This is a genomic window from Niveibacterium sp. COAC-50 (assembly GCF_013184235.1).
In the GTDB taxonomy this organism is placed as follows: domain Bacteria; phylum Pseudomonadota; class Gammaproteobacteria; order Burkholderiales; family Rhodocyclaceae; genus Niveibacterium; species Niveibacterium microcysteis.
The window spans coordinates 1,326,822-1,337,962 of the sequence record NZ_JABCJM010000001.1 but is presented as its reverse complement, the minus strand read 5'-3'; the positions used below and the strand labels follow the sequence as shown (position 1 = coordinate 1,337,962).

Here is an 11,141-nt window from a genome sequence, read left to right as displayed (position 1 = left end):
ATTAAGCCCGGGCTGCATCTGCCGCATTGACCACCCGCCCCTCAGGGGCGCCTCCCCGCGTCACCACGGCCGGTTGCCGCGATGCAAGAACTTGCCGTGCAGCCAGTCGTGCCCAACTGACCGGACGCTCGACCTGCAGGGTCAGCGGTGCAGCCAGCGGTGGCCCACGGCGTTTGACGATGTGCAGCTTCAGGCCCGCTTCATCTGCTTCCAGTGAAATCCGAAGTGGTGCTGGGGATGCACTGCCAACAACCTGATCGGGGCGGAACACAAACGCGAGCGTCTGTTGCCCCGCCATTGCCAATTGCAACCGACGCAGCGCTTTTGCATCCGAGTCTGGCAACCAGGCCAGCAACGCAGCAACTGAGCCGCTGGCGAGCAGTTGTTCGCACGCCCAGGCGGCATCGTCGCGAGCGGCCTCTACCACGAGCAGTCGTGACAGGCCGGGACCAAATCCTTGCCACGCGGGTGCGAGCGGCCGCCAGGGTGGCGACACCAGCAACACCCACCCAGCATCAGCGTCCAACGCCTTCAGCGCAGGCCGCAGCAAGGCTAACTCACCAAGGCCGCCCCCCAATCCGGCGCGCGGCAAAAGCAATTCGGTCAGCGCCCCCCGCGGCCAGCCACCACCGGGCAGCAGGGCATCAAGGCTTGCGAAGCCGCTCGCCACCCCCGCCTGCTCCGCACTGCCGAGCGCGTCCCCACGCCACACATCGGCGCGCTGCAACAGAGCAGAAAGAGGAAGCGGAACGGCAGACATGGCAGGAAGGCAATGCGGGCTTGGATACTGGCGGTATGGAGATCAGCAAGCTCGGCCCGCTCATGGCGCTGTGGCCGGCCCAGTCAGGCTTGCACGCAACGCCGCAGCAATGCCTCGTCGACATGCGGGCAGGCTGGCGCTTTCGATAACGGATCGGCGCGCGAACATGGCGGGCGCAGATTTACGGGTACCCGTATCGGAGTCCGACTTTTGAGCCTGCATCACGGTGCGCGCCCTTGCCACAGCGTCCCGACAGGTGTCGTTAGAAGCTGCGCCCGTCCACCTGCACGCGCGGCACGCTGGCCAGATCAAAGTCCTGCAGGCAGCGCAGGTTAACAGCCGCCGTTTCCTTGCCGTCTGGCGAACGACCAAACCCAAAGGGGGAACAGCCGCAGACCGGGCAGAAGTGATGTTGGATCACATGCCGGTTGAAGGTGTAGGTACTCATCGCGCTCGGCGGGGTCAGCAGACGAACCTGCTCGCGCGAGACGAACCAAAGGCAATAGCCCTTGCGGCTGCAATGCGAGCAGTTGCACTCGATGCCCTGCTCGACTTCGCCTTCGACTTCGTAGGCGATCCGCCCACAGTGACAACTGCCGTGATAGTGCATGTTCGCTGCTCCGCTCGATACCGCGCCACGAAGGCGGCGCGACAACTGTATTTTATTACAGTATTCGAGCGAAGCAAGCGGTAGTTTTGAACGACAGGCTTCGCGTTACGGATTGCCTGCTGTCACAGCCGCTCGTGGCAGTACCTTGGCGGCCAAGCGTGCGTCACCCTTGAGCAGGCTGACCTCGTCGCTGAGGATCCGCGCGCTCTCAGTCAGCAGAACATCCGGCTCTTCACGTTTCTTCTTGGCTTTGTCGGTGCGCGTCTGGCCAGCCGGGCGCTCGCTATCGAGCAAGCCGTCATCGGCGTCATCCGGATCGACAGCTGCCGCACCGCGCGTGACAGTTTTGCCAGCACCGGCCTTGCCGCTGGCCCGCGCGTCTTCCGCGGCGCGCTGCTTCTGGCGGGCTTCTTGCGCGTCACGTTCGGCGCGACGTTCCGCTTCGTTCAGCGACACCGTTGTCCGTTTGCGCAACGCGGCAATCTCATCCGCATCCTCGTTCAAACGCTTGAGCGCACGGTCGCTTCCAAGGCGCAACTGATAGCGCGAGCGCAGGTCCGGAATCAGCCCGCCCAACTCGCCCGCCGGCGCAAAACTGGCCGGTTTGATCTGGATCGCCGGCAAGGCGTTATCGAAGCTGGATTCCCCCAGATGCTCGATGTCGCTGAGTACCGGGAAGGCAATATCAGGCTTGACGCCCCGCAGCTGGGTGGTATCGCCATTTACGCGGAAGAACTCCGCCACCGTGAGCTTGACCTCGCCATAGACCGGCTTCTCTGACTTGAGCAACTGATCGAGGCTGACCACCGTCTGCACCGTGCCCTTGCCAAAGCTCGGCTCGCCCAGCACCACGCCGCGCCCGTAATCCTGAATCGCTGCAGCAAAGATCTCCGACGCCGACGCTGAGAAGCGGTTGATCAGCACCGCCATCGGCCCACTCCACGCAAAGCCGGGGCGCGTATCTGACTCCACCACCACCTTGCCCTGTGCATCACGCTGCTGCACCACCGGCCCCTGGTCGATGAACAGACCGGTAATTTCAACCGCTTGCCGCAAAGAACCGCCGCCGTTGTTACGCAAATCGACCACCACGCCGTCGACCTTGTCCTTCTTCAGCTCACCCAGCAGGCGCGCGACGTCGCGCGATGCACTGCGGAATTCCTTGTCGCCCTGGCGTCGCGCCTCGAAATCCTCGTAGAAGGACGGCAGCGTAATCACGCCGATCTTGCGTACCGAAGCACCCTCCTTCACTTCGATGATCGTCTTGCGGGCCGCCTGCTCCTCGATACTGATCTTCTTCCGCGTCAGCTGAATCAGCTTGCGCTTGCCATCGAGCCCAGCATCACCGGGCAATACATCGAGCACCACCACAGTATCGAGCTTGCCGCGGATCTGGCTGACCACATCGTCCAGCCGCCAGCCCAGCACTTCGGTCACCGGTGCAGTCGTGCCCTGCCCCACGCCGACGATGCGGTCACCCACCTTGAGCTTGCCCGACAGCGCTGCCGGACCGCCCGGCACCAGCTCGCGGATCGTCGTGTATTCGTCACGGGTCTGAAGCACTGCACCGATACCCACCAGCGAGAGCTTCATCGAAATATCGAACTCTTCCGATGCGCGCGGGCCGAGATAGTTGGTATGTGGATCCACGGCGGTTGCGTAGGCATCCATGAAGACCTGGAACACGTCGCTCGCATTGGTCTTGTCGATACGGCTGAGGAAACCTTCGTAGCGTTTGTCCAGCGTGGTACGGATCGCGTCGTCCTTCTGCCCGGCGAGGCGCAGCCTCAACCAGTCGTTCTTGACGCGCTTGCGCCACAGATCGCGCAACTCCTCCTGTGTGCGCGGCCAGTCGGCGGCCTTGCGGTCATAGTCCAGCGTCTCCTTCTCGGTGAAGTCGAAGCCGGCCTTGAGCAACTGCCTGGAATACGTATAGCGCTCGATCTGACGATCCCGATAAGTGTTGAACAGCGCGAATGGCACCCGCATGTCTTCGGCAAGGATCGCGTCATCCAGACGCTTGCGGGCCGCGGAGTAGAGATCCACATCGCGCTGCAGGAACAGCACCCGCTCGGAATCCAGCGATTCGAGGTAATGGTCGAACACCTTTACCGACAAGGCGTCATCCAGCGGCGGCGCCGAATAGTGATAACGCGACAACAAGGTCGCGACCATCTTGGCCGTCGAAGCCTGATGCTGCTGAGGCGTAAGCGGCGTGCGCGCGGGCGACTCCAGCGCCCACGCGGCCGACAACGAGCACAGCCACAGCACGATCCACATCAGGGTCTTCTTCATCCAACTTCTCCGCATTCGCACCGGCCCGATGCCGGTATTTCACAGCCGCACAGAGGCTCGCGACGATCACCCCGATCCGCCAGCCAAACAGCCTTCCAAGCGCCGAGAGTATCGCAGTTCATATCGCCCGGCCCATCGTGGCGCGCCGCCGATTAGCGCCTTGAAGCGCGCGCCAGCGGGGCCAGCTTACCCAATTTGATGGAATCAATCGCCACAGCCGGCGTCACAAACGTAACGCCTTGTCGTAGCCGGTCAGCTCAAGATAGCCACGGCCGACCTCCTGCCCGCCTTCGTGCGCGCGTACCGCGCCCTCCCAGTAGATCGCACCTGTAGTGCTTTGGGTGTCGAGTTCCTGGTCGTCCATCAAGGGCGTCAGCGTCAGTGCGCGACCGGCAAATCGGACGCGCTGCGACACAGGCCAGCGCACGTCTGAGCGCGGACTGCGCCAGTTGCGAAGCGTTTGCCACGCGATGTCCGTCGGGCCGTAGTGTTGGATAGCCCCATCCGCTCGCCGTAAGGTACCGCCGTGCCATAAGGCACTGCCGTCGCGCCGGCGCATGCGGAACAGCATCAACGCCGATCCGTCGTGAAGATTGATGCCGGTCCAGTCCCAACCCGCTGCCTCGGGATGCATCAGGCTGCTGGACCATTCGTGATCGAACCAGGCCCGCCCTTCAACCTGCAATGCCCGCCCTGCCGCACGTACCTGCCCGCGCACCGGCAACTGCGGCAGGCTCACATACTGGCTGGCGTGTTGCGCGCCGGGCGCCTTCTGGCTGAAGCCGCCATCACCGTGGAGCAATGGCGCACCACTTGGCCCAAAAGCAAGTTGCAAGGCGAAGTCGCCAGCGTCGACATCCGCCTTGAACGAGTCCGCCTGCCGCCATAGGCGCCAACGATCAAGGCGCACATCGCAATCGCCAACACTTGCGCCAACCAGCCCCGCCATGCTGCGCGCTGTTCGGGCCGCATGCAGCAAATGCCCTGCGCCGGGCCATGCCACGGCCGCATGGGCAACGACAATGTGGTGAGCGGCGAAACGGCTCGGATTGCCCTCCGCAATGCCGGGCCGGACCTGAAAAAAGGTGAGCTGGAACCCAAATGGCGCAACGCCCGCAGTCTCCAGCCAGCCGGTGAGATACCACCATTCGATGCGGTGCTCGGGGTGGGCGCCATGGTCTGCCGGAAAGCGCAGCACTTGCCGCTGCACGCTCGGGTATTCGGGCACCGCGACGGCGGGCGCAAACGGTGCCGCGGCGAGCATGCCCAGCAGGCGACGACGCGTTGGCCGCATTACGCGTCCTCCCGCACGGCGCGCACGGCATCCAGCCGCATTGCCTGGCTGCCGGCCCAGCGTGCCGCGAGCGCGGCAAACAAGAGCATTGCCACGGAGAACAGCGCAAGGCTGGCACCCGGCACCGCGAAGTCCATGCTCCAGTGAAAACTCTGCCGATTCACCACATAGATCAGCAGCACGCTGATCGCGGCGCCCGCCAGCAGGCCGCCGAGCACACCGATCCCGGCGACCAAGGCACCTTCCAGTGCCAGCATGCTGCCGATCTGGCCGCGCGTGACGCCAATGTGCCGCAGCATGCCAAACTCTCGGCGCCGCGCCGCGGCAAGCGCTGCAAAGCTTGCGGCAATGCCGAAGAGGCCGATCAGCACGGCGCAAGCCTCCAATGCGTAAGTCACTGCAAAGGTACGGTCGAACAGCGCAAGGCTGCTGCGCCGAATGAGTTCGGCACTGGCGATCTCGACACCGGGCCCGAAGACCTGCCGGACCCGGCCGCGCAGCGCATCCGGCGCCACACCCGCTGCAGCCCACACCGCCACATCGTTCACCCGCTGGTCACCGGTCAGCGCGCGATACCGGGCAAGGTCGATCAGGATCGCGCCACTCTGCCGCGCGTAGTCACGCCAGATACCGGCCACTTCAAACCGCCGCAGGCTTTCGCCGATCGGGATCGTTACCTGCTGGCCCGGGCGCCAGCCATACAGATCGGTCATGGCCTCGGAGACCCAGATGCAATCGCCCGTGCACGCTCGCAATGCACGCATCGGGAAGACACGGTCTGCCCCCTCGGCTGGCACCGGACGCGCCACCAGCGCAACCGGAAGGCTGTTGTCGCCCAGCCTGATCTGCTCATGCCGAATCGGCTCGACGCGCGCTACGCCCGGGATCGCGGCAAGCCGCTGCAGGGCTGCTGAATCCAGCCCCACCACCACCGCACCTTGAGCGGTGCGGATATACAGGTCAGCCGGCAACACCCGCCCCAGCCAGGCATCCACGGAATCGCGGAAAGACGCCACCATGATCGCCATCGCCACGGACAAGGCAACGCTCGCCAGAACACCCCCTGCAGCAATCACGGCGTGGCTGGGTGTGGCCGCCGCTCGCGCACGAACAAGCCCAAGCAGCAAACCCGGCCAGCGCGTGAGCAAGCGGGTCACGAGATGAGCCAGTGCCGGCAGGCAAACCACCGCGCACGCCAGCACACAGGCAACCGAAAGGTAACCGCCGACAGGCAGGCCGCCCTGCGGCGGCGCGCTTGCGAGGGCCAGTGCGAGCAGTGCGAGGCAGAGCGCGACGCGGTGATGGACACGAGCGGGCGGCAGCAAGGGCTGATGCGCGCTTCGCAGCGCCGGCGCAATGTCCGCTTTGGCGGCACGCCGCGCCGGCCACCACGAGCCGAGCGCAGAGGCAGCGAGGCCCAGCAGCAAGAACACAGCGCTCGCCGTGAGATCAAATTGCAGCGCCGGCCGCGAACCGGCAAAGTAGCCCGCCCCCAGATCGCCACCCAGCGTGCGCAGCGCGATCGCCGCAAGGCCGTGCCCCGCGGCCACGCCTGCCAAGCCGCCGACAAGGCCCACGGCACAGCCCTCGGCGATTACGCCGCCAAGCAATTGGCCGCGCGTCACCCCAAGCGCTCGCAGCAATGCAAACTCCGACTGCCGCCGAACCACCGAAAGACTCTGGGTGGCGAATACCAGAAAGGCGCCCGTCGCCAGCGCAATCACGGCCAGCATCGTCAGATTGGCGCGATAGGCGCGCGACATGTCGGCGGCCTGCATCTCGCGCTGCACTGGTGCCACGAGTTGCAGACCTGGCGGCAGCCGTGCTTGCAGCGCCGCACGGGTAGCCTGTGTATCGCCGCCGGTCGCCCAGCGTAAATCGATCCGCGTCAGGCGCCCAAGCATCCCCAAATGCCACTGCACGCCCGCAATATCCATCAGCGCGGCGACCTGACCAGGCGCGAAACCGCCCGCCGTCCCCCCGACGCGAAGCGATACGGTCCGCAAGCCCGCTTGCAGCGTGATCGTCTGCCCCGTCCGCAGCGCGAAGGCCTGCAGGGCGGCAGGCGACGGGTAGATCACATCTGGATCGAGCAGCGCCCCTGCGTCCAAAGACGCATCGACTTCTGGGCGAAGTTCTGGCTGCACCTGCATCGAGCGCAGCAGATCGAGGCCGACCACCCGCAGCGTTGCGTCGCGCCCCGACAAGCGCACATCAAGCTCCACCACCGGGCTTGCAAGCCCAAGGCCGTCGCTGATCGCGACGCGCGGAAAAATGTTTTCGTCGAAACCATTGCGCGGACCGACAAGCTGCAGATCCGCGTCGCCCGACAACACACGGACGCCGTGCGCAAACTCGTCGAGCGCCGATCGGTTTACAACACTAACCGCCACGCCCAGCGCGACACCCAGCATCACGGCGATCAGGCTCAGGCCGGTGGCAAACCGCCGCCGGCGCAGGCTGGATATGAAGAGGCCGACGACCAGGTTCATGCTGCGGTCAGACAGCCATCGGCAAGCCGCAACACCCTGTCGGCCACCAATGCAGCCTGGTGAGAGTGGGTCACCATCAGGCACATCGCACCCTGCTCGCGCACCTGCTCGGCGAGCAAGGCGAGCACGCGTGCTGCGTTGTCCGGATCAAGGTTGCCGGTCGGCTCGTCTGCCAGCACCAGCAAGGGCTGGTGCACCAGCGCGCGGGCAATCGCCACCCGCTGCATCTCGCCGCCGGAGAGTTCCGAAGGCATGCTGGTCGCCCGCGCCGCCAGGCCCACCCGTTCAAGCATCGCGGAGGCGGCTTTAGCGGCCGCTGGCGCGCGATGTCCGTTGAGCCGCAACGGAAGCGCGACGTTATCGCCTACCGACAAGTGCGGCAGGATGTGGAAAGACTGAAACACAAAACCCAGCGCGTGACGACGCCACAAGGTCAGCGCGCGATCGTCGAGCCCGCCCAGCGCCTGCCCTGCGAGCGCAATTGCCCCAGCGTCCGGCGTCTCCAGCCCGGCGATCAGGTTCAGCAGGGTGGATTTCCCGGTGCCGGACTCACCCATCACTGCCACGAACTCGCCAGCCTTCATGGTCAGTTGCAGGCCGGCAAAAAGCGGCCGCCCCGCAACCTGCTTCGCCAGGCCTTCAATTTCCAGTTGCCGCGTCACCCTGCCCCCTTGAATACCCCGTGCAGCCGGCCCCGCACCAGGCCGCGCCACGCGGCTCCGCTATACTGCGGCCCCCATGCCGGTTGACCACTACGAGAACTTCCCTGTCGCGTCCGTCCTCCTACCGCGGCATCTGCGTCCGGCCGTGGAAGCGCTTTACGCCTTCGCACGCAGTGCGGACGACATTGCAGACGAAGGTGATGCGCCAGCAATCCAGCGCCTTGCGCAGCTCAACGACTACCGCCGCGAGATCAATGCCATCGACCGCGGCGAGACACCGAAGTTGCCGATGTTCGCACGACTTGCGGCGGCCGTTCGCGAGCACCAGCTGCCCACCGTGTTGCTACGCGACCTGCTGGACGCCTTCAGTCAGGACGTCGGCAAGACCCGCTACGCGGACTTCGTCGAACTGCGCGACTACACTCGACGCTCGGCCGACCCCGTCGGTCGCCTGATGCTGCGGCTGTTCCGCGCCGACACATCGCAGCATGTACGCTGGTCTGACCAGATCTGCAGCAGCCTGCAGCTGATCAACTTCTGGCAGGACGTTGCGATCGACTGGGCCAAGGGCCGCGTGTATCTTCCGGCCGAAGATCTCGCCCGCTTCGGCGTCGACGAAACCCAGATCGCCGATGGGCGCATTGACGCAAACTGGCGCGCGCTGATGGCCTTCGAGGTCGGACGCGCACGCACCATGATGCTGGACGGGGCCGCGCTGGCGCTGGCCCTGCCGGGCCGCTTCGGCTGGGAATTGCGGCTGGTAGTTCAGGGCGGCCTGCGCATCTGCGAGGCCATCGAAAGCAATGATTACGACGTGTTCCGCCGCCGCCCCACGCTGGCACGGACAGACTGGCTGCGCCTGATCTGGCGCGCGCTGCGAATGAAACCATGACGCCTGACGAATACTGCCAACAGAAAGCCGCCGCGAGCGGATCTTCCTTCTACTACAGCTTCCTGTTCCTGCCACCGGAACGGCGCCGCGCGATCACCGCGCTCTACGCCTTCTGCCGCGAGGTCGACGACGTCGTGGACGAAACGCTTGATCCGCAGCTCGCGCAGACCAAGCTTGCTTGGTGGCGAAAGGAGCTCGCCGCGGTCTATAACGGTACCCCGCAGCATCCGGTTGGCAAGGCGCTGCAGCCGATGGTGCAGCAGTTCAACCTGCCGCAGGAGCACCTGTCCGAGATCATCGACGGCATGGAGATGGACCTCACGCAGTCCCGCTACCTCGACTTCAAGGGGCTCTCGCTCTACTGCCACCGCGTGGCCGGCGTGGTAGGCCTGCTCGCCGCCGAAATCTTCGGCTACAGCAACCGGCAGACGCAGAAGTACGCGCACGAACTGGGGCTAGCCTTCCAGCTCACCAACATCATCCGTGATGTGGGCGAAGACGCGGGCCGCGGCCGCATCTACCTGCCGGTGGAAGACTTGCAGCGCTTCAACGTGACCGCGCGTGAGATCTCTGACCGTAAGCACTCGGAGAACTTTCGCGCGCTGATGGAATTCCAGATCGACCGCGCCGAACACCACTACGAGCAAGCGATGGCGCTGCTGCCGAAGGAAGACCGCAAATCGCAGCGCGCTGGCCTCGTGATGGCCGCGATCTACCGCACGCTGCTGAGCGAGATCCGCGCCGATGGCTGCCAGGTACTGACGCACCGCACCTCGCTCGGCCCGATTCGCAAACTCTGGATTGCGTGGCGCACTGCAGTGCGCGCGTGAGGGTTCAAACCAGCAGGAACGGCGCGTGACTAGCCGTAGCGGCGCGCGGCATCCACCGCGAGGCCCGCACCAATGCTGCCGAAGAGATCGCCCTCGACCGCACGCGCGGTTGGGATTTCCGACGCAATGCGTTGGCGCAGCAAGGGCACGCCGCTCGAACCACCGGTAAAGAACACCGTATCGATGCGCGAACGCGCCACCCCCGCGCGATCGAGCATGCCCGCCACGGTGTCGCCGACGCGATCAACCAGCGGCGCAATCGCGGCATCCAGCGCAGCACGCGTGATCGTCGGGTGCACCGGCGTACCGCCTTTGCGGTGCAGCCGCGCAAGATCCAGCACAACCTCCGGCACGTCGGACAGCGCGATCTTCGCCTCCTCCACCTGCAAGGACAGCCAGTGCCCCGCGCGTTCGCCGATCAGATTGAGCAGCAGCTCCAGTTTCTCGCGCTCGGCACCGTCGCGATACATGTCCTGAAACTCGGTCCAGGCGGCGCGGGTGTAGCAAAAGTTGATCGTGTGCCAGGTCGCCAGGTTGAAGAACGGCGTCGCCGGCAGTTCGGTGCCGTTCTTCTTCTTCGAGCGAAAGCCCAGCAGGGGCATTACCTGCGCCAGGTTGAACGCGCGGTCCAGATCGGTACCACCAATGTGCACGCCGGCGTTGGCGAGCAGATCCTCGCGGCGATCGTCCACCTTCGCGCGCTCCGGTGACAAGCGCACCAACGAAAAGTCCGAGGTGCCGCCGCCGATGTCGGCAATCAGCACCAACTCTTCGCGGTCGAGCGACTGTTCGTAGTGGAAGGCCGCTGCGATCGGCTCATATTGGAAGCTCACCTCGCGGAAACCGACGGCGTGGGCAATCTGCGCCAGCGTGTCCTGCGCAAGCTGGTCGGCGGCACTGTCGTCGTCGACGAAATGCACCGGACGGCCGAACACCGCCTGATCGAAGCTGCGGCCAGCCGCGAGCTCGCCACGCCGCTTGAGTTCGGCGATGAATTGCCTGAGCAGATCGCGAAAGGGCAACAGGCGGCCAAGCACCTCGGTGTTGCCGTCCATCAGGCTGGAACCGAGCAGCGTCTTCAGCGCGCGCATCAGGCGCCCCTCGTAGCCGTCCAGGTATTCGGCCAGCGCGGCGCGGCCAAAACAGACGCTGTCTTCATCCGCATTGAAGAACACCGCTGAGGGCAGCGTCGGCTTGCCGTCTTCCAAGGTCAGCAAGGCGGGAGCGCCAGGACGCAGCCAGCCGACGGTGGAGTTCGAGGTGCCGAAGTCAATGCCGCAAGCGCGGGCCGCGTGGTCAAGCATGG

At 65.2% G+C, this 11,141-nt stretch carries 9 protein-coding genes; 2 read left to right on the top strand and 7 right to left on the bottom strand.

From position 1 onward, the window contains the following. Window position 1: 1 nt before the first annotated feature. The 6 genes from imuA to HH302_RS05950 all read right to left on the bottom strand — a co-directional run bounded on the left by imuA (window position 2) and on the right by HH302_RS05950 (window position 8,113). Window positions 2-760, bottom strand: coding sequence for a translesion DNA synthesis-associated protein ImuA (gene imuA, locus HH302_RS05975; RefSeq protein WP_172199562.1), 759 nt, complete (start codon window positions 758-760; stop codon window positions 2-4). Between the two features lie 262 nt (window positions 761-1,022). After that, on the bottom strand, window positions 1,023-1,370 hold the full coding sequence (locus HH302_RS05970; RefSeq protein ID WP_172199558.1) for a GFA family protein: 348 nt from the start codon (window positions 1,368-1,370) through the stop codon (window positions 1,023-1,025). A 105-nt stretch (window positions 1,371-1,475) separates the two neighbouring features. Beyond that, window positions 1,476-3,665: a carboxy terminal-processing peptidase gene (locus HH302_RS05965; RefSeq protein ID WP_172199555.1), complete on the bottom strand. Its 2,190-nt coding sequence runs from the start codon at window positions 3,663-3,665 to the stop codon at window positions 1,476-1,478. 223 nt (window positions 3,666-3,888) lie between these two features. Next, window positions 3,889-4,959, bottom strand: a complete 1,071-nt coding sequence (locus HH302_RS05960; protein WP_172199552.1) for a lipocalin-like domain-containing protein — start codon at window positions 4,957-4,959, stop codon at window positions 3,889-3,891. Then, on the bottom strand, window positions 4,959-7,451 hold the full coding sequence (locus HH302_RS05955) for an FtsX-like permease family protein (RefSeq protein WP_172199549.1): 2,493 nt from the start codon (window positions 7,449-7,451) through the stop codon (window positions 4,959-4,961). The genes HH302_RS05960 and HH302_RS05955 overlap by 1 nt, the downstream gene beginning before the upstream one ends. Further along, a complete protein-coding gene (locus HH302_RS05950; RefSeq protein WP_371814580.1) occupies window positions 7,448-8,113 on the bottom strand; it encodes an ABC transporter ATP-binding protein in 666 nt (221 codons plus the stop codon). The genes HH302_RS05955 and HH302_RS05950 overlap by 4 nt, the downstream gene beginning before the upstream one ends. Window positions 8,114-8,189: 76 nt before the next feature. On the opposite strand from HH302_RS05950, the gene hpnC reads away from it, so the two are divergent. Together hpnC and hpnD are read left to right on the top strand one after the other, a co-directional pair. Next, the gene (hpnC, locus tag HH302_RS05945; protein ID WP_172199546.1) at window positions 8,190-9,005 is read left to right on the top strand and encodes a squalene synthase HpnC; all 816 of its coding nucleotides are present in this window, start codon (window positions 8,190-8,192) and stop codon (window positions 9,003-9,005) included. After that, complete coding sequence (gene hpnD / locus HH302_RS05940) at window positions 9,002-9,835, top strand: presqualene diphosphate synthase HpnD (RefSeq protein ID WP_172199543.1); 834 nt, start codon at window positions 9,002-9,004, stop codon at window positions 9,833-9,835. The genes hpnC and hpnD overlap by 4 nt, the downstream gene beginning before the upstream one ends. Before the next feature lie 29 nt (window positions 9,836-9,864). On the opposite strand, the gene HH302_RS05935 is transcribed toward hpnD, so the two are convergent. Beyond that, window positions 9,865-11,139, bottom strand: a complete 1,275-nt coding sequence (locus HH302_RS05935) for an Hsp70 family protein (RefSeq protein ID WP_172199540.1) — start codon at window positions 11,137-11,139, stop codon at window positions 9,865-9,867. Window positions 11,140-11,141 lie beyond the last annotated feature (2 nt).

Bases quoted from the DNA above. Each gene is read 5' to 3' on its own strand.
- hpnC (WP_172199546.1), top strand. From the start codon at position 8,190: ATGCCGGTTGACCACTACGAGAACTTCCCTGTCGCGTCCGTCCTCCTA.
- HH302_RS05935 (WP_172199540.1), bottom strand. From the start codon at position 11,139: ATGCTTGACCACGCGGCCCGCGCTTGCGGCATTGACTTCGGCACCTCG.
- imuA (WP_172199562.1), bottom strand. From the start codon at position 760: ATGTCTGCCGTTCCGCTTCCTCTTTCTGCTCTGTTGCAGCGCGCCGAT.
- HH302_RS05965 (WP_172199555.1), bottom strand. From the start codon at position 3,665: ATGAAGAAGACCCTGATGTGGATCGTGCTGTGGCTGTGCTCGTTGTCG.
- HH302_RS05960 (WP_172199552.1), bottom strand. From the start codon at position 4,959: ATGCGGCCAACGCGTCGTCGCCTGCTGGGCATGCTCGCCGCGGCACCG.
- HH302_RS05955 (WP_172199549.1), bottom strand. From the start codon at position 7,451: ATGAACCTGGTCGTCGGCCTCTTCATATCCAGCCTGCGCCGGCGGCGG.
- HH302_RS05970 (WP_172199558.1), bottom strand. From the start codon at position 1,370: ATGCACTATCACGGCAGTTGTCACTGTGGGCGGATCGCCTACGAAGTC.
- hpnD (WP_172199543.1), top strand. From the start codon at position 9,002: ATGACGCCTGACGAATACTGCCAACAGAAAGCCGCCGCGAGCGGATCT.